This window comes from Pseudomonas japonica (genome assembly GCF_013522925.1).
Classification (GTDB): domain Bacteria; phylum Pseudomonadota; class Gammaproteobacteria; order Pseudomonadales; family Pseudomonadaceae; genus Aquipseudomonas; species Aquipseudomonas japonica_A.
This window is the reverse complement of record NZ_JAAMQU010000005.1, coordinates 98089-115675: the sequence shown is the minus strand read 5'-3', so window position 1 is coordinate 115675 and position 17587 is coordinate 98089. Positions and strand designations below refer to the sequence as shown.

The window sequence follows — 17587 nt, the reverse complement described above, 5'->3', positions numbered from 1 at the left end:
CACCATGCTGCATATCTTCTGTCCGTATTGCGGCGAAGCCCGTTCCGAAGAGGAATTTCAGGTGGCCGGCCAGGCGCATATCCCGCGCCCACTCGACCCTGCCGCCTGCACCGACGAGGAGTGGGGCACCTACATGTTCTTCCGCGACAACGTGCGCGGGATTCACCATGAGCTGTGGCTGCATGCCACCGGTTGCCGCCGCTACTTCAACATGAGCCGCGACACGGTCACCTACGAGATTTTCGAAACCTATCCGATCGGTGCCAAACCGCAGGTCACGCAAAAGCCCTCCGCGGCGCAGCCAGTGACCCGCGCGCAAGGGGAAAAGGTATGAGCCAGGTCAATCGCCTGTCCAACGGCGGCCGTATCGACCGCAACAAACGCATCGAATTTACCTTCAACGGCCAGCGCTATACCGGCTTTGAAGGCGACACGCTTGCCTCGGCCCTGCTGGCCAATGGCGTGGATGTGATCGGGCGCAGCTTCAAGTATTCGCGCCCGCGCGGCATCGTCGCCGCTGGCGCCGAAGAGCCCAACGCCGTGTTGCAGATCGGCGGCACCGAAGCCACCCAGATCCCCAACGTGCGCGCCACGCAGCAGGCGCTGTACGCCAACCTGGTCGCCAGCAGCACCAACGGCTGGCCGAACGTGAACAACGATTTGATGGGCATCCTCGGCAAGGTGGGCGGCAAGCTTATGCCGCCGGGCTTCTACTACAAGACGTTCATGTACCCGCAATCCTTCTGGATGACCTACGAGAAGTACATCCGCAAGGCTGCCGGGCTTGGCCGTTCGCCGACCGAGATCGACCCCGACAGCTACGACTACATGAACCAGCACTGCGATGTGCTGATTGTGGGCGCGGGCCCGGCCGGGCTTGCAGCGGCGCTGGCGGCCGCGCGCAGCGGGGCGCGGGTGATCCTGGCGGACGAGCAGGAAGAGTTCGGCGGTAGCCTGCTGGACACCCGGGAAACCCTCGACGGCAAGCCTGCGGCCGAGTGGGTCGCCACCGTGCTGGCCGAGCTGAGCGGTATGGCGGACGTGACCCTGCTGCCACGCTCCACGGTCAACGGTTACCACGACCATAACTTCCTCACCATTCACCAGCGCCTTACCGACCATCTGGGCGAGCGCGCGCCAATCGGGCAGGTGCGCCAGCGGGTTCACCGTGTGCGGGCCAACCGCGTGGTACTGGCAACCGGTGCTCACGAGCGGCCGCAGGTGTACGGCAACAACGATTTGCCCGGCAACATGCTGGCCGGGGCGGTTTCCATCTATGTGCGCCGCTACGGTGTGGCGCCTGGCAAGCAGCTGGTACTGGGCACCAACAACGATCACGCTTACCGGGCTGCGCTGGATTGGCTTGATGCAGGCCTGCAAGTGGTCGCCATCGCCGATGCCCGTCCCAACCCGCGGGGCGCACTGGTAGAGGAAGCTCGCGCCAAAGGCGTACGAATCCTGACCAGCAGCGCGGTACTTGAAACCCGCGGTACCCGCCGGGTAACCGGGGCCCGCATCGCTGCCATCGACGCCAAGGCCATGAAGGTACTCAGCCCGGGCGAATGGCTGGAGTGCGACCTGGTCGCGAGCTCCGGTGGCTACAGCCCTGTGGTTCACTTGGCGTCCCACTTGGGCGGGCGGCCGATCTGGCGCGAAGACATCCTCGGATTCGTACCGGGCGAAGCGGCGCAAAAGCGTGTCTGCGTCGGCGGCATCAACGGTGTGTACCCGCTGGGCGACGCCTTGGCGGACGGCTTTGAAGGTGGCGCGCGCGCTGCGGCGGAAGCAGGCTTCAAGATCGTGGAAGGCGTGGTGCCCACAGCCGTAAGCCGCCTCGAAGAACCTACCCTGGCGCTGTTCCAGGTGCCCCATGACAAATCCACCGCACGCGCACCGAAGCAGTTCGTGGACCTGCAGAACGACGTGACCGCAGCGGCGATCGAGCTGGCCACCCGCGAAGGCTTTGAATCCGTGGAGCACGTGAAGCGCTACACCGCGCTGGGCTTCGGTACCGATCAGGGCAAGCTGGGCAATATCAACGGCCTGGCCATCGCGGCGCGGTCCCGTGGCATCTCCATCACCGAGATGGGCACCACCATGTTCCGCCCCAACTACACGCCGGTGACCTTCGGCGCGGTGGCTGGGCGCAACTGCGGCCACCTGTTCGATGCCGTGCGCTTCACCGCGCTGCATGCCTGGCACGTGAAGCAGGGCGCGGAGTTCGAGGATGTGGGCCAGTGGAAGCGCCCTTGGTACTTCCCGCGCCGTGGCGAGGACCTGCACAGCGCCGTGGCCCGCGAGTGCAAGGCCGTGCGCGACAGCGTGGGCCTGCTCGACGCCTCCACCCTCGGCAAAATCGACATTCAGGGCCCGGATGCCCGTGAGTTCCTGAACCGCGTGTACACCAACGCGTGGACCAAGCTGGACGTGGGCAAGGCCCGCTACGGCTTGATGTGCAAGGAAGACGGCATGGTGTTCGATGACGGCGTGACCGCCTGCCTGGCCGACAATCACTTCCTGATGACCACCACCACCGGTGGCGCGGCGCGCGTGCTGCAGTGGCTTGAGTTGTACCACCAGACCGAATGGCCGGAACTGAAGGTGTACTTCACCTCGGTCACCGACCATTGGGCCACGCTCACGCTGTCGGGCCCCAACAGCCGCAAGCTGCTGAGCCATGTCACCGACATCAATCTGGACAAGGAAGCGTTCCCGTTCATGACCTGGCAGGAGGGCAAGGTGGCTGGCGTGCCGGCGCGTGTCTTCCGCATCTCGTTCACAGGTGAGCTGTCCTACGAGGTGAACATCCAGGCCGACTACGCCATGGGCGTGCTCGAGGCCATCGTCGAAGCCGGCAAGGCCTACAACCTCACGCCGTATGGCACCGAGACCATGCACGTGCTGCGGGCCGAGAAGGGCTTCATCATCGTGGGCCAGGACACGGACGCCTCCATGACGCCGGACGACCTGAACATGGGCTGGTGTGTGGGCCGTACCAAGCCCTTCCCGTGGATCGGTTCGCGCGGCATGAGCCGCGAAGATTGCGTGCGTGAAGACCGCAAGCAACTGGTAGGCCTCAAGCCGGTTGACCCCAACCGCGTACTGCCTGAAGGCGCGCAACTGGTGTTCGATCCCAAGCAGCCCATTCCCATGGACATGGTGGGCCACGTGACCTCCAGCTACATGAGCCCCACGCTGGGCCGTTCCTTCGCGATGGCAGTGGTGAAAGGCGGGCTCAAGCGCATGGGCGAAAAGGTGTGGGCCCCGCTCGCCGACGGCAGCGCCATCGAAGCGGAGATCTGCGGTTCAGTGTTCGTGGACCCAAAAGGCGAGCGGCAGAACGTATGACCGGCACCGGCACCCACGACATTTTTGAAGGGCTTTGAAATGAGCACAGCCAACGTATACCAACAGCGCCCCGATGCCCCGGTGAAGGCCGAGACCCCTCTGCATCATGCAGACCTTGCCAGCCTGGTTGGCAAGGGTAGGGCAAGTGCAGGCGTAACCCTTCGGGAAAAGAAACTGCTGGGCCATCTCACCCTGCGCGGCGATGGCAATAACCCCGCATTCGCAAGCGGGGTGCATAAGGCGCTCGGCCTGGAGCTGCCGGTTGCGCTCACCGTGGTGGGCAGTGGCGATACCACCCTGCAATGGATGGGGCCGGACGAGTGGCTGTTCATCTGCCCACGCGGTGAGGAATTCGCCGCCGAGCAGCGCCTGCGCGATGCATTGGACGGGCAGCACATCCAAGTGGTGAATGTGAGTGGCGGGCAAACCGTACTGGAGCTTACCGGGCCGAAGGTCCGTGAGGTGCTGATGAAATCTACCAGCTACGATGTACATCCAAACAACTTCCCCGTGGGCAAGGGTGTGGGGACGGTGTTCGCCAAGTCGCAGTTGATTATCCGGCGCATGGGCGAGGACACCTGGGAACTGGTGATTCGCCGCAGCTTCGCCGATTACTGGTGGTTGTGGCTGCAAGATGCCAGCGCGGAGTACGGGCTGGCTGTGGTGTAGGGGTGGGCGTAAGCCCGCGAACAACTGATCTACCCCGTTCGCGGGCTATCGCCCGCTCCTACGGCTTTTTTACGGAGAACCCCATGAGCCGCGCCCCTGATACCTGGATACTCGCCGCCGACTGCCCCAGCCGGCTCGGCACAGTGGACGCGGTCACCCGCTACCTGTACGAGCAGGGTTGTTACGTCACCGAGCACCATTCTTTCGATGACAGGCTCTCCGCACGGTTTTTCATCCGGGTGGAATTCCGCCAGCCCGAAGGCTTCGATGAGCAGGGCTTTCGCGCCGGTCTGGGCGAGCGCGTCAGCGAGTTCGGCATGCGCTTCGAGCTCACTGCGCCGCAGTATCGGCCCAAGGTGGTGATCATGGTGTCCAAGGCAGACCACTGCCTGAACGACCTGCTGTACCGCCAGCGCATCGGGCAGCTACCCATGGACGTGACGGCGGTGGTTTCCAATCACCCCGACCTTGAGCCCCTGGCGCGCTGGCATGACATTCCGTACTACCACTTCCCCCTGGACCCGGCCGACAAGCCAGCCCAGGAACGCAAAGTGATGGAGGTGGTGGAAAGCACCGGCGCGGAGCTGGTGATCCTTGCTCGGTACATGCAAGTGCTCTCGCCCGAGCTCTGCCGGCGCCTGGATGGCTGGGCCATCAACATCCACCATTCACTGCTGCCCGGCTTCAAAGGCGCCAAGCCTTACCATCAGGCCTATAACAAGGGCGTGAAGCTGGTGGGCGCCACGGCGCATTACATCAACAACGACCTGGACGAAGGGCCGATCATTGCGCAAGGCGTGGAAGTGGTAGACCACGCCCATTACGCCGAAGACCTGGTCGCCAAGGGCCGAGACATCGAATGCCTCACCCTGGCCAGAGCAGTGGGTTATCACATCGAGCGGCGGGTGTTCCTTAACGCCAACCGTACAGTCGTTCTGTAGGCGCCTTTCACTTCGTAGGAAGCGGGGCCGGCCATCCGGCGAAGCTCGCGATTAGATTTTTACCCCTATTCGCGAGCTTCGCCCGCTTCCTACCGGTAAGGATCCTACAGCCAACAAAACAACAATAGCGAGGTGAACGAGCATGGCTGACAATCGTGGCGTGGTGTACCTGGGAACCGGCAAGGTCGAGGTGCAATCCATTGCGTATCCCAAGATGCAAGACCCCCGCGGGCGCAAGATCGAGCATGGGGTGATCCTGCGCGTCGTTTCCACCAACATCTGCGGCTCGGACCAACACATGGTGCGCGGCCGTACCACTGCCCAGGTTGGGCTTGTGCTCGGCCATGAAATCACCGGCGAAGTGATCGAAAAAGGCAGTGACGTCGAAAACCTGCAAATCGGCGACCTGGTATCGGTGCCGTTCAACGTGGCGTGCGGCCGTTGCCGCTCCTGCAAGGAGCAACACACCGGCGTATGCCTGACCGTAAACCCGGCCCGTGCTGGCGGCGCTTATGGTTATGTGGACATGGGCGACTGGACCGGCGGCCAGGCCGAATACGTGCTGGTGCCGTATGCCGACTTCAACCTACTCAAGCTGCCTGACCGCGACAGGGCCATGGAGAAGATCCGCGACCTCACCTGCCTCTCGGACATTCTGCCCACTGGCTACCATGGGGCGGTCACCGCAGGCGTCGGGCCTGGCAGTACCGTATACGTGGCCGGCGCCGGCCCGGTTGGCCTTGCGGCTGCCGCCTCTGCTCGTTTGCTGGGCGCCGCCGTGGTGATCGTGGGCGACGTGAACCCGACCCGCCTGGCCCATGCCAAGGCCGTAGGCTTCGAGATCGCCGACCTGAGCCAGGACACCCCATTGCATGAGCAGATCGCCAACCTGCTGGGCGAGCCTGAAGTGGACTGCGCGGTAGACGCCGTAGGCTTCGAAGCGCGCGGCCATGGCCATGCAGGCGCTCAGCAGGAAGCCCCGGCCACTGTGCTCAACTCGCTGATGCAAATCACCCGGGTGTCCGGAAAGATCGGCATTCCTGGCCTTTACGTTACCGAAGACCCGGGTGCCCACGACGCTGCCGCCAAGGTGGGTGCATTGAGCATTCGCTTCGGCCTGGGCTGGGCAAAATCCCACAGCTTCCATACCGGCCAAACCCCGGTGATGAAGTACAACCGCCAACTCATGCAAGCTATCATGTGGGACCGCATCAACATCGCCGAAGTGGTAGGGGTGCAGGTGATCAGCCTCGACCAGGCCCCGCAGGGTTACGGCGAGTTCGATGCCGGTGTGCCGAAGAAATTTGTAATCGATCCGCATCGGTTGTTTAGCGTGGCTTGATTGCAGTAACTGGCGATAGCGTGAAAAGAGCAGAGCCTAAAACCTGATATTTCTGGTTGCAGGCTTTGCCTGGATGTTGATTACGGTCATTATCTCTCGGGTAATGACAGCAGATATTAAGGATCGAAATAAACAGGCTTATAGCTATTGACGGGGTTAGGAAACTTTGCAACGGTATGGCTGCTTTTGAAATCAAAACTACCATCTATATTTGCACGGATTAACTGCCTGGATCTGGTAGGGGACTTGATATCGTACGAAATCCCGTGGACAGAAATCGGCCCTTTGTAAGATTTCGTGACGAGACCGGTGCGCTCTGCCACGACCTTGCCGATTGGCTTGCCAATCTTGGGTATGTCACCTGAGTAACAGATTAACGTTCTTGCCGTTCGGTATGAACTGAAATCCGGTATGTGGTTCGAAATTAGCCGCATCATTTGCTCGGGGCTTCCTGCCATATCTTTAGTAATCTCGGTATAGGATCTATCATCAATAATATTGCCATGGCTGACAATATTAAGCCGTTTGCCCTGCTTGGTGAAATCATCGAAGGTATATAAGGCATCGGTAATTAGCATGACGCTATTGGTCTCACCTATCCCGAACGCATCTCCGACAAAACCTAGAAAACTTGATTTCCATTTTCCAAGTGTATTGAAGAGCTGAGGAAATCTTCCATTCGTATCATGATAATTCGCCGGATCTTGGGCGGCATAACCGTAAGCATTAACCCCTCCCCTGCCGAAGGGGCTGAGCTTATCTGGCGAGCCAAACCGGCCCAGTGTTGGAAAATACGGCCTGTAGCCGTTCCCAAAGAGGTAAATCTGCCCGCTACGCTCCTTCCAATGGCCGTTCAGGCTGGTTGAGATAGCGGACGGACCGCACCAACCGAAGGGTAGGTAGCGCCGTCTGGATTGGCCCTCACTGAGCACGGTTTGACTGTGAGCACAGCTAAGCACGATCAGTTCGCGCATGGGACTTTTCTCCAGAGAGCAGGGAATGAGTCAAACATGCTGATCACATTCGGTAAACCTGGCAAAACGCTAGGTAGGAAGCATTTTGAGGGAGCTTAGCGTTTCCTGGGCCTCGCCCAGTTAGTCGGCTGCGCCGGGCCATCGGTACGCCGGCGCGAGCAGGGCTGGTGAAGAATCAGCTGGCAATGTTCACGCCCGAAAACTCCAGACGATTTCTATAACGCGCACAGAAATCACGACATAAAACAGAACAATCAGTATCTGTAGAATCAGGTGATAGCGCAGCTTGCCCAATCGACGAACGCCGTCGCTGATATTCAGAATCATCAGCACGGCCGATACGGCAATGATTCCCCAACCTGCCAGGTTTGTAGCGATGGGGCTAAAGAACACACGATGGTCGGTTTGTATGGCGTTGGTGCCTGCTGCGAATAACAGTGCGCAAAGCACCATATTCTTGAAACTGTCGAATACCCGGGTGTTCAGGTCGTTGTCGAGCAAGTCCAAGTAGCGCGTCCAGTATTTTTTCAATGCCATGGCTCCCATCGGGCCGGCGCTCCGGTGGCCGCAGCCCGGCGGCCGGCGTTCCGGTTTCACCGGTGATTATAGGGCATGCTCAGTTGGAGCCTGGTTCGCCGGCTGCGCTGACTCTTACAAGTTGGCCTGACAGACCAGCGGTTGAACCCTTCGGCTGTCTCGCGTCCAATGGGGGTCTTTTGTATCAGGAGCAGTACCCGATGCGTATGTCCCCCAGCCTGTTGGCTTTTTCCTTCGCCCTCGTGGCAAGCCAGGCCATGGCTTTCAACCTCAACGACGCGGTCAACGCTGCGTCCACTCTGCAAAATGGCAACCAGAACGGCGCGCCGGTAGCCGCCGCGGCGCCAGCGGCGGGGTTGCTCAACACCCTGGGTACCCAACTCAAAATTACTCCCGAACAGGCCATCGGTGGCACCGGTGCGATGCTGGGGCTGGCCAAAAATCAGCTGCCACAATCGCAATACACCGAATTGACCAAATCCGTACCCGGGCTGGACAAGCTCTCTGGCAATAACGCGCTGGGCGGCCTGGTAGGGCTAAGCGGGTTGATGGGCAAGGCGGACAGCAACAAGGCGAGTGCGCTGAACAACGCCCTTACCAATGTGAAAACCACTCAAGACATGAACAGCGCGTTCAGCCAGCTGGGCATGAACAGTGGAATGGTGACGCAGTTCGCGCCAATCATCCTTCAATACCTCGGCCAGCAGGGTGCTAGTGGCTCCGCCTTGCAGAGCCTGGCCTCGGTGTGGGGCACCCAACCTTAACCGTGCCGTGCCCGCAGCGCTTCGATGCGGGCATCCTTCTCTGCCCACAGATGGTTGATCCAGCCCTGAACATGCTGGCGGAACGCAGGATCGTTCTCGTAATCGCCCTGCACCAACGCCGGGTCAATGGCCCTGGATTGAATATCGATGATTACCTTGGGCACGCGCCCGCACAGCAGGTCCCAGAACCCGGGAATGCGCTGGCTGGGGTACACCACGGTTACATCGAGCAGCTGATTGAGCTGTTCGCCCATGGCTGCCAGCACGAACGCCACGCCGCCGGCCTTGGGCTTGAGCAGGTGGCGGAAGGGGGACGCCTGCTGGTCGTGCTTGGCCTGGGTAAAGCGCGTGCCTTCCAGGTAGTTCACCACCGTCACGGGCTGGCGCTTGAACAGCTCGCAGGCCTTGCGGGTGATTTCCAGATCCTTGCCACGCAGTTGCGGGTGCTTGTCCAGGAACGCCTTGCTGTAGCGCTTCATGAAGGGGTAATCCAATGCCCACCATGCCAGGCCCAGCAAAGGTACCCAGATCAGCTCTTTCTTGAGGAAGAACTTGAAGAACGGCGCGCGGCGGTTGAACGCCTGGATCAACGCAGGAATGTCTACCCACGATTGATGATTGCACACCACCAGGTACGAGGCGTCCAGATGCAGGGCTTCAAGGCCGCGGATATCCCAGCGGGTAGGCGTGCATAGCGCAAAGATTGCCTTGTCGATTTCTGCCCACGTTTCGGCGATCCACATCACTCCACGTGAAGCGCTGTCGCGCAGGGCGGCAGGCGCGATCAGCTTGAGCAAAGCCAGGATGATCAGCGGGCCGATCAGCACCAACGTGTTGAGCAACAGCAGCGAGGCGGTAAGGCAGCCTTTAAGCAGGTGGAGCATGGAAAAACTCGTATGCATGGTCAGGGCCGCAATGATACGGGCCCGCCGTGGCCGCGCCAAATACAGACGGCTGAGCGGGACTTCACCAAATTTTTACTTTTTGTAAAGGGCATAGCCCTTACCTTAGGCGTTTGGCGAACTAATGCAGGTGCCGGAATCTAACTCCTCGCGCCCCTGAAAAGGAATGAACACGTGAAAGCTGTCTTTGCCCTGCTGTCCTTGCTGTCGCTCTCCGCCATGGCCGCCGAGCCAACGCTGTATGGCCGCTACGAGTACTTCAAGTTGCCGGAAATCGGGCAAACCCTCAAAGCCAAGATGGACACCGGGGCGCTTACAGCCTCGCTGTCGGCACGCAATATCGAAACCTTCACCCGCGATGGCGAAGACTGGGTGCGTTTTCGCCTGGCTACCCGGGACGCGGATGGGAAGGTGTACGAGCACAAGGTCTCGCGCATGAGCCGGATCAAAAGCCGCGCCGATGAAAACGAAGGCGAAGAAGAGAGCGTGGAAGTGGCCCACCGCCCGGTGATCGACCTGGAGCTGTGCCTGGGGGACGTGAAGCGCACCATCGAGGTCAACCTCACCGACCGCAGCGGCTTCAATTATCCCTTGCTGATTGGCGCCAAGGGCTTGCGCGAATTCGATGCTGCGGTGAATCCAGCGCGGCGTTATGTGGCGGGCCAGCCTGAGTGCTGATGAGTCAGAAACGCGGCTGATGCTGTAACCGGTGCCAGCGCGCCAAGGCTTCCTGCAGCGCCAATGGCGTGGCCAGCCCTTGCCGACGTGCCCGGCTGAACAGCATCAGCGCAAGTTCGGCGGTGAGCAGGGCATCGGCGCTGGCGTTATGGCGCTCCCCGGTTTGCAAGCCGAACTGGCCTGCCCAGTCATCCAGGCTGTGGTTGTGGGTGGCCAGCTCAGGGCACAGAAGTGGGGCTACCTGCGCAAGGTCGATGAAGGGCGCGCCCCACTGCAACCCAAGGGTAAGCTTGATCGCTCGGCTCAACATGGATTGATCGAAGCTGGCATGAAAGGCCAGCAGCGGGCGGCCCTGCAACCATTCGAGAAAGCCCAGCAATGCCTCGGCGGGCGGCGTTCCGTTGGCAACTGCGGAGGGGCTGAGCCCGTGGATCAACACGCTCGGCCCGGGCTTGCTCCAATTGGCGGCCAAGGTGCATTCGAACCCTTGCCCGAGCGGAATAATCTGGCCCTCCAGCGCAACCACGCCAATGGCCAACAGCTGATCCTTTTGCGGGTGCAGGCCTGTGGCCTCGACATCTACCACGGCCCAGGGTTGTGCCTCCAGCGGGGTATTTGCCAGGGGCGCAGGAGGTATCAAAGCGGCCAAGCGGCGTGCCTGCTCTGGTGAAAGCTTCACGGGGCGGGGCTTGAATCGGTCGAACAGGCTCACAGCTGGTACCGTGCGGCGAGGCTGCCTTGCAGCCGCTGAGCCTGACGCAGGGATTCACGCAATATGCGCCGGTCCAGCTGGTTGAGCGTATCGGGGTCCAGGCGGTTGGACCACGGCAAGTGTTCCCGGCTCTGCGCCTGGTGATGTTGCAGCCGCAGTTGCTGAATAAACGCATACGCTTCCTCGTAGGCCGCTGAATCCTGAGCATCAATGATGCCCCGCTGGGCCAGTTGGCGAAGGCGCTCTACCGTGGGCGTTGCACTGATGCCATTGGCCAGGGCCAGCAGCCGGGCGCCGTCGACGAAGGGCCCCAGGCCCTGTGTTTTCAGGTCTAGGGTAGCGGTGCGCTCGCTGCCTTTACGCGCCAGCACAAACTCCCGAAAGCGCCCTACCGGGGGGCGCTGGCGTAAGGCATTGCTGGCCATCATGCGCTGGAAAATCCCGTTATCTGCCACCTGTGCCAATAACCGCTGCTGCAGCCAGTAACCCGGGTCCGGATCACCCCATACCGTTCGCAGGTCGAAAAAGATGCTCGAAGCCAGCAGGTTTTCAGGTGTGGTTTCTCGCACGAAGGCCGCGAAGCGTCGCGACCATTCGGCACGCGAAAGGCACAGCTCGGGGTTGCCGGCCATGACGTTTCCGGCACAAAGGGCAAAACCGCAGTGGGCGAGCGCCTGGTTGATCTGATGAGCCAGCGGCAGCAGCTTGCCGCGCAACTCTGCGGCGTGCACGGCATCGTCCGCCTCGAACAGCAGGCCGTTGTCCTGATCGGTGTACAGCGTTTGCTCGTGGCGGCCCTCGCTGCCGAAGCTGAGCCAGCTGAACGGCACGCCGGGATCGCCATACGCCGCGACCGTGAGCTCGATCACGCGGCAGACGCTGTGGTCGTTCAGCAGCGTCACGATCCGGGTGATCTGAATGGACGATGCGCCAAACGCGAGCATTCGTTCTACCAGCGGGCCGATGTCCTGGCGGATTGCAGTAAGGCTGTCGAGTGTCGGCGCGGTGCGGATGGCCCTGGCCAGGTGAACCAGGTCCACGCGCTGCAACGAAAACAGGTCTCGCTCGGAGATCACGCCACATAGCCGCCCGTCCTTCACCAGGCACACATGTGCGATGTGCCGCTCGGTCATCGCCAGCGCAGCTTCAAAAGCGGTGGCGTCCGGTGACAGCGTGAACGGGGCGGTTACCATCCGTTCCGCTATGGGCTGGTTGAAGTCGGCATCGCTCTCGGCCGCAAGCTCGCGCAGATCGCGCAGGGTGAATATGCCCACGGGCGCCTGCTCGGCATCCACCACCACAATGCTGCCTACTTGCTGCTCGTGCATGGCCTTGACCGCGAGCCTTACGGGCAGGGTGCTATCGCAACTCACAGGGTGGCGCAGGGCGAGATCGCCCAGGCGGGCGTTCAGTGAGTACTGGCTACCGAGGGTTTCTGCGGCTTGCCGGCGCACTTGCTGATTGACCTGGTCCAGCAAGCTGCTCACGCCGCGCAAGGCGAAGTCCCTGAAGGGCGCTGACAGGGCAAACAGATGAATGAAGCTCGCCTTGGGTAACCGCAGGCAAAAGGTGTCGTCACCGGCAAGGTGCTTGGTACGGGTGGCCCGCTCGCCCAGCAGCGCGGCCAGGGGGAAGCATTCGCCGCTGGCGATCTCGAAGGTGGTTTCGTTGCCGCCGCCCGCGATTCTTGGTCGCTCACCCACTACACGGCCCTGTTTGACGATGTAGAAGTGCTCTACCGGGCCTTCATCGGGCTTGAGAATGCTTTCGCCGCTGGCGTAGAAGCGCAGGTGGCATTGCTCTACCAGATAAACCAGGTGTGCCTGTTCCATCTGGCTGAAAGGCGCAAAGCGCTGAAGGAACTGCAACGTGCCGTGCACGTTCTGCAGAACTGCGGTTTTTCCTGCCTGAACGTACGCGTCTGCCTTGCTCATGGTGTGTATCGTTTTTTTTATGTTCTGTGGTCATCGTCCGCCCGCTGGCTACTGCTGCCCATTGGACGTAAGTAGTAGGTATCGGTTGTGAAATATGCCTTTTTTCCGTTGGCAACCCGGGGGCTATGCTTCACCTTATGCACCCGACCCAGCGTGGCCGTGGCGGTTAGCCAAGGCCTGCGGTCGTATGTTTGCATGTGACGGATGGCGAGGCTGATGTCTGATCTGGATATCCTCAGCGACGAGGAACGCGAGGCGCTCAATGAGCTTTTACGGGTGCCCACACTGGCGCCCCTGCGTGCGTTGGTGGTGGACGACGACCGGGATTCCCGCGACCTGTTAGCTGAAATACTCGCCTTGCACGGTATCGAGTGCACCACTGCGAGCAATGCCAGCACCGCGTTCGAGCTGCTGATGCAAGACCGGGGGCTTGGCTTGCTTATCACCGATCTGCGGATGTTTCCCGCTACAGGGCTGGACTTGATCCGCCAGATACGCGAATCGGAAAGGGCTGCCCTTCCGATCATCATCATTTCGGGCGACGCGGCGGTGCAGGACGCGATCGAGGCTATGCATCTCAGCGTGGTGGACTTCCTTCTGAAGCCCATCGACGCTAACCAATTGCTGCAGCTGGTCCGCCGAGAATTGGGTATTAGCTGAGAAATTTTAAGATTTATTAGCTATAACCATGTGCTCGCATGGCAGGGCGTTGCGAAACCTATAAATCTCTATAAAACATAGACTTATAAGCATTGAAACGGCGCCCTCTGCTATCGGAGGGTTGCGCTGATCGGAAAAAAACCTCTTTAAAGGTGCAACCTTTGTTGCAACTCCTGCAAGGCACCGTTGCAAAGGCTGTATTGGTGCTGATATTTATGCTCCCGCAAAAATTAGAAACACAATGGGGAGCACCAAATGACCGTTACCAACAAGGCCGCGCTTGGCGCGTTCGCCGCACTCAGCGCAAGCCTTCTGCCTTCGCTGGCACATGCCGATTTCATCAAGGACAGCAAGGCCACGCTGGCACTGCGTAACTTCTATTTCAACAATGATTACCGGGAGCAAACCTCCAGTGCCGGCAGCAAGCTAGCTGAGTGGGGGCAAGGGTTTGTGCTGGATTACAAGTCGGGATACACCGACGGCACTGTAGGCTTTGGCCTGGATGCGCAGGCACTGCTCGGGTTGACCTTGGACAGTGGCAGCGGCCGCCATCAAGGCAGCAGCATGATCCCGTCCGAATCCAATGGTGACCCAGTGGACTCCTGGAGCCACGCAGGCGTGACCGGGAAAATGCGCTTCTCCAAGACCGAGCTGCGCTACGGCAACCTGCAGCCCAAGCTGCCAATCCTTGTTTCCAACGATGGTCGTGTACTGCCCCAGACCTTCGAAGGTGGCATGATCACTTCCAACGAGATCGACAAGCTCAAGCTGGTGGCAGGGCGCCTGGAACACGCGGTGGGGCGTGCTTCCACCAACCGCACCGGGTTGGCGGTAGCAGGCGGAACCCAGGAAAGTAACGAGTTCTGGTTCGGCGGCGGTGATTATCTGGTCAACGATCAACTCACCGTGCAGTACTACTACGCCAACCTCGAGGACTACTACAAGCAGCACTTCGCCGGCCTGGTGCACGTGTACCCGATCAGCAAGGACTCCTCGTTCAAGACCGACCTGCGTTACTTCAAGACCGATGCAGACGGCGCCAACGATTCGGCCGCTGGCCGTACCGCAGGCTACAAGCTGAGCGGCTACAGCAATGGTACCGGCGGCAAGATCGACAACGACACCTGGAGCGCCATCTTCACTTACAGCCTGGGCGGCCATGCGTTCACGGCCGGTTATCAGAGCGTGTCGGAGAACAGCAACTTCACCCAGCTGAACCAAGGCGGGCTTCCTAACGAAGGTGCGACCGGCACCAGCGTGTATCTGTTCACCGACCGGTTGATCTCCAGCTTTATCCGCGCCGGCGAGCAAACCCGCTTCGGGCAGTACGCCTATAACTTCAGCGAGGTGGGTGTACCCGGCCTTACCGCTTCGGTTACCTACCTCAAGGGTACCCAGATCACCGCTGCTAACGGCAACGGCCACGGTGAAGAGTGGGAGCGCGACATTGCTGTGGACTACGTGGTCCAGAGCGGTTCGTTCAAAGGCGTTGGCCTGGGCTGGCGTAACGGCATGCTGCGCACCAACGTGGGCGGCGACTATGACCAGGACCAGAACCGCCTGATCCTGAGCTACACCCTGCCGTTGTTGTAATAGAAGGCCCGGCCCGCTACGGGCCGGGCCGAACGCTGTAGCAGCCCGCCTTGGCGGCGACCGGCCCGACAGGGCCGCTTGTGTCGGGGCGGCTTCGTCGCGAGCAGGCCAGCGTGGCCCGCCCTTCGCTGCTACAGGGTGGTGCGCTGTAGGGCCTTGTACTCCCGGCGCCGGCGGTGCAATACCGGCTCGGTGTAGCCATTGGGCTGTTTGGCCCCTTCGAGTACCAGCTCCAGCGCAGCCTGGAACGCGATGTTGCCATCGAAGCCCGGGGCCATTGGCCGGTAGGCCGGGTCGTTGGCGTTCTGCCGGTCCACTACTGGCGCCATGCGCTTCAGGCTTTCCACTATCTGAGCCTCCGTCACCACGCGATGGCGCAACCAGTTCGCCAGCAGCTGGCTGGAAATGCGCAGCGTCGCGCGGTCTTCCATCAGGCCGATGTCGTTGATGTCCGGCACCTTGGAACAGCCCACACCTTGATCGATCCAGCGCACCACATAGCCGAGAATGCCTTGTGCGTTGTTATCCAGTTCATTGCGGACCTCATCGGCCGACCAGTCGGTATTCGGCGCCAGGGGAATGCTCAGGATGGCGTCCAGTGAAGCGCGTTCACGCGTGGCCAGTTCGGCCTGGCGAGCGAAAACATCTACCTGGTGATAGTGAAGTGCGTGCAGGGTAGCCGCAGTAGGCGAGGGCACCCAGGCGGTATTGGCGCCGGCCTTCGGATGAGCAATTTTCTGCTCCAGCATGGCGGCCATCAGGTCTGGCATGGCCCACATGCCTTTGCCGATCTGCGCACGCCCTTGCAGGCCGCAAGCCAGGCCAACATCCACGTTCCAGTTTTCGTAGGCCGCGATCCAGGGCTGCGCTTTCATCTCGGCCTTGCGTACCATCGGGCCCGCTTCCATGGAGGTATGGATCTCGTCCCCGGTGCGGTCCAAAAAGCCTGTGTTGATGAACACCACGCGTTCCCGCGCGGCCTGGATGCACGCCTTCAGGTTTACGGTGGTACGCCGCTCCTCGTCCATGATGCCCATTTTCAGGGTATTCGCGGGCAGGCCGAGTACGCCTTCCACGCGGGCGAACAGCTCATTGGCGAAGGCCACTTCTTCCGGCCCGTGCATCTTGGGTTTCACGATATACACCGAGCCGGTGCGGCTGTTGCGGCGGCCCCCGTTGCCCTTGAGGTCGTGGAGCGCCGCCAGGCTGGTGAACAGCGCGTCGAGAATGCCTTCTGGCACTTCGTTCCCGTGTTTGTCGAGCACGGCATCGATGGTCATCAAGTGGCCAACGTTGCGCACGAACAACAGAGAACGGCCGTGCAGGGTGAGCTCGCCGCCGCTTGCGGTGCGGTACACCCGGTCCGGGTTCATGGTGCGGGTGAACACCTTGCCCTGTTTGCTCACCTGCTCGGCCAGGTCGCCTTTCATCAAGCCAAGCCAGTTGCGGTAAACGATGACCTTGTCGTCCGCGTCCACGGCGGCAACCGAATCTTCACAGTCCATGATGGTGGTAAGCGCCGATTCCATCAGTACGTCTTTAACGCCTGCCGCGTCGGTCTGGCCGACAGGGCTGTGGGCGTCGATCTGGATTTCGAAGTGAAGCTGGTTGTGCTTGAGCAGCACGCCGGTGGGCGCTTCGGTGTTGCCCAGGAACCCCACAAACTGCTCAGGGACGGCCAACCCGACGCGTTCTCCGTTGGCCAGCGAAACCACCAGCGCATCGCCTTCAATGACATAGGCGGTAGCGTCGGCGTGGGAGCCGCTCGCCAAGGGCGCGGCCTGATCAAGGAAAGCTTTGGCAAAGGCGATTACCTTGGCGCCACGTGCCGGGTTATAGCCGCGGCATTTCTCTGCGCCTTCGGCCTCGCTGATGGCGTCGGTACCGTAGAGCGCGTCGTACAGCGAGCCCCAGCGCGCGTTGGAGGCGTTCAGGGCGAAGCGCGCGTTCATCACTGGTACCACCAACTGAGGCCCGGCGAGGCGGGCGACCTCTTCGTCTACGCCTTGTGTAGTGGCGTGGAAGTCGGCCGGCTCTTCCAGCAGGTAGCCGACCTCCTTGAGGAAGCTTTTGTACGCGACCGGATCGTGCGGCTGGCCTTGACGCTCGCGATGCCAGCCGTCCAGCGTTGCCTGCAGCGCATCACGGCGCGCCAGCAGCGTGCGGTTCTTTTCGCCCAGCTCATGGATCACCCGATCGGCCCCGGCCCAAAACGCCTCGGCAGTAACGCCGCTGCCTGGAATGGCTTCGTTGTTCACGAAGTCCAGCAGTACCCTGGCAACCCGCAGGTCGCCTACGTTGACGTAATCGGTCATTGCTTGCCTCACTCTGTGCCAGTGGCGTCGAAGGACGAAATTGGTGGTATGTAGTGCTTTTTTCGCGATACTACATGAGCTGTTCCATAAGGCAAAACAAGACTGAACAGTCACGCTCCAAGGCTCTGTGGAAGCCGTTGCCGCCTCGCCGCCCAAGCATAACCCGGACAGTCGCCAGGCTGAAGTTTCTTGTCTGGTTGGTCAACAAATTACCTGGC

The 17587-nt window shown here is 61.0% G+C and carries 15 protein-coding genes; 9 read left to right on the top strand and 6 right to left on the bottom strand.

What is annotated here, in order from left to right; translation table 11 throughout:
• The first annotated feature begins 4 nt into the window (after positions 1-4).
• The 5 genes from G7016_RS09680 to fdhA all read left to right on the top strand — a co-directional run bounded on the left by G7016_RS09680 (position 5) and on the right by fdhA (position 6300).
• On the top strand, positions 5-334 hold the full coding sequence (locus G7016_RS09680; RefSeq protein ID WP_181113386.1) for a sarcosine oxidase subunit delta: 330 nt from the start codon (positions 5-7) through the stop codon (positions 332-334).
• Positions 331-3348: a sarcosine oxidase subunit alpha gene (locus G7016_RS09675; protein ID WP_181113383.1), complete on the top strand. Its 3018-nt coding sequence runs from the start codon at positions 331-333 to the stop codon at positions 3346-3348. Before G7016_RS09680 ends, G7016_RS09675 begins: the two co-directional genes overlap by 4 nt.
• A gap of 39 nt (positions 3349-3387) precedes the next feature.
• A complete protein-coding gene (locus tag G7016_RS09670; RefSeq protein WP_181113380.1) occupies positions 3388-4017 on the top strand; it encodes a sarcosine oxidase subunit gamma in 630 nt (209 codons plus the stop codon).
• Between the two features lie 83 nt (positions 4018-4100).
• Positions 4101-4958: a formyltetrahydrofolate deformylase gene (gene purU / locus G7016_RS09665; protein ID WP_181113377.1), complete on the top strand. Its 858-nt coding sequence runs from the start codon at positions 4101-4103 to the stop codon at positions 4956-4958.
• Positions 4959-5100: 142 nt separating this feature from the next.
• Entirely contained in the window at positions 5101-6300 is a 1200-nt protein-coding gene (gene fdhA, locus G7016_RS09660; RefSeq protein WP_181113374.1) for a formaldehyde dehydrogenase, glutathione-independent, read from the top strand.
• Between the two features lie 116 nt (positions 6301-6416).
• Here fdhA and G7016_RS09655 read toward each other — a convergent pair whose 3' ends face one another.
• Positions 6417-7274, bottom strand: a complete 858-nt coding sequence (locus G7016_RS09655) for an RHS repeat-associated core domain-containing protein (protein ID WP_181113372.1) — start codon at positions 7272-7274, stop codon at positions 6417-6419.
• A 189-nt stretch (positions 7275-7463) separates the two neighbouring features.
• The gene (locus tag G7016_RS09650) at positions 7464-7805 is read right to left on the bottom strand and encodes a hypothetical protein (protein ID WP_181113966.1); all 342 of its coding nucleotides are present in this window, start codon (positions 7803-7805) and stop codon (positions 7464-7466) included.
• A 206-nt stretch (positions 7806-8011) separates the two neighbouring features.
• Here G7016_RS09650 and G7016_RS09645 point away from each other — a divergent pair, with 206 nt between their 5' ends.
• Positions 8012-8575 carry a DUF2780 domain-containing protein gene (locus G7016_RS09645; protein WP_181113369.1) on the top strand — a complete coding sequence of 188 codons (564 nt, stop codon included), beginning with the start codon at positions 8012-8014 and terminating at the stop codon, positions 8573-8575.
• Here the strand turns inward: G7016_RS09645 and G7016_RS09640 are convergent.
• On the bottom strand, positions 8572-9459 hold the full coding sequence (locus G7016_RS09640) for an acyltransferase (protein WP_181113366.1): 888 nt from the start codon (positions 9457-9459) through the stop codon (positions 8572-8574). The two genes, G7016_RS09645 and G7016_RS09640, sit on opposite strands and share 4 nt — an antisense overlap.
• Before the next feature lie 192 nt (positions 9460-9651).
• On the opposite strand from G7016_RS09640, the gene rloA2 reads away from it, so the two are divergent.
• Positions 9652-10155: a retropepsin-like aspartic peptidase RloA2 gene (gene rloA2, locus G7016_RS09635; RefSeq protein ID WP_181113363.1), complete on the top strand. Its 504-nt coding sequence runs from the start codon at positions 9652-9654 to the stop codon at positions 10153-10155.
• Between the two features lie 4 nt (positions 10156-10159).
• On the opposite strand, the gene G7016_RS09630 is transcribed toward rloA2, so the two are convergent.
• The gene (locus tag G7016_RS09630) at positions 10160-10867 is read right to left on the bottom strand and encodes a 3'-5' exonuclease (RefSeq protein ID WP_181113360.1); all 708 of its coding nucleotides are present in this window, start codon (positions 10865-10867) and stop codon (positions 10160-10162) included.
• On the bottom strand, positions 10864-12801 hold the full coding sequence (locus G7016_RS09625) for a putative nucleotidyltransferase substrate binding domain-containing protein (RefSeq protein WP_181113357.1): 1938 nt from the start codon (positions 12799-12801) through the stop codon (positions 10864-10866). The genes G7016_RS09630 and G7016_RS09625 overlap by 4 nt, the downstream gene beginning before the upstream one ends.
• 216 nt (positions 12802-13017) lie before the next feature.
• Between G7016_RS09625 and G7016_RS09620 the strand changes: the two genes are divergently transcribed.
• Together G7016_RS09620 and G7016_RS09615 are read left to right on the top strand one after the other, a co-directional pair.
• The gene (locus G7016_RS09620) at positions 13018-13461 is read left to right on the top strand and encodes a response regulator (protein WP_181113354.1); all 444 of its coding nucleotides are present in this window, start codon (positions 13018-13020) and stop codon (positions 13459-13461) included.
• Between the two features lie 255 nt (positions 13462-13716).
• A complete protein-coding gene (locus G7016_RS09615) occupies positions 13717-15054 on the top strand; it encodes an OprD family porin (protein WP_181113352.1) in 1338 nt (445 codons plus the stop codon).
• A gap of 131 nt (positions 15055-15185) precedes the next feature.
• On the opposite strand, the gene G7016_RS09610 is transcribed toward G7016_RS09615, so the two are convergent.
• Complete coding sequence (locus tag G7016_RS09610) at positions 15186-17369, bottom strand: malate synthase G (RefSeq protein ID WP_181113350.1); 2184 nt, start codon at positions 17367-17369, stop codon at positions 15186-15188.
• Positions 17370-17587 lie beyond the last annotated feature (218 nt).

What these genes read in the sequence shown, in the direction of transcription:
- G7016_RS09675 (WP_181113383.1), top strand. Translation starts at nt 331, where the DNA reads ATGAGCCAGGTCAATCGCCTGTCCAACGGCGGCCGTATCGACCGCAAC.
- fdhA (WP_181113374.1), top strand. Translation starts at nt 5,101, where the DNA reads ATGGCTGACAATCGTGGCGTGGTGTACCTGGGAACCGGCAAGGTCGAG.
- purU (WP_181113377.1), top strand. Translation starts at nt 4,101, where the DNA reads ATGAGCCGCGCCCCTGATACCTGGATACTCGCCGCCGACTGCCCCAGC.
- G7016_RS09680 (WP_181113386.1), top strand. Translation starts at nt 5, where the DNA reads ATGCTGCATATCTTCTGTCCGTATTGCGGCGAAGCCCGTTCCGAAGAG.
- G7016_RS09625 (WP_181113357.1), bottom strand. Translation starts at nt 12,801, where the DNA reads ATGAGCAAGGCAGACGCGTACGTTCAGGCAGGAAAAACCGCAGTTCTG.
- G7016_RS09670 (WP_181113380.1), top strand. Translation starts at nt 3,388, where the DNA reads ATGAGCACAGCCAACGTATACCAACAGCGCCCCGATGCCCCGGTGAAG.
- G7016_RS09655 (WP_181113372.1), bottom strand. Translation starts at nt 7,274, where the DNA reads ATGCGCGAACTGATCGTGCTTAGCTGTGCTCACAGTCAAACCGTGCTC.
- G7016_RS09620 (WP_181113354.1), top strand. Translation starts at nt 13,018, where the DNA reads ATGTCTGATCTGGATATCCTCAGCGACGAGGAACGCGAGGCGCTCAAT.
- G7016_RS09610 (WP_181113350.1), bottom strand. Translation starts at nt 17,369, where the DNA reads ATGACCGATTACGTCAACGTAGGCGACCTGCGGGTTGCCAGGGTACTG.
- G7016_RS09615 (WP_181113352.1), top strand. Translation starts at nt 13,717, where the DNA reads ATGACCGTTACCAACAAGGCCGCGCTTGGCGCGTTCGCCGCACTCAGC.
- G7016_RS09645 (WP_181113369.1), top strand. Translation starts at nt 8,012, where the DNA reads ATGCGTATGTCCCCCAGCCTGTTGGCTTTTTCCTTCGCCCTCGTGGCA.
- G7016_RS09640 (WP_181113366.1), bottom strand. Translation starts at nt 9,459, where the DNA reads ATGCTCCACCTGCTTAAAGGCTGCCTTACCGCCTCGCTGCTGTTGCTC.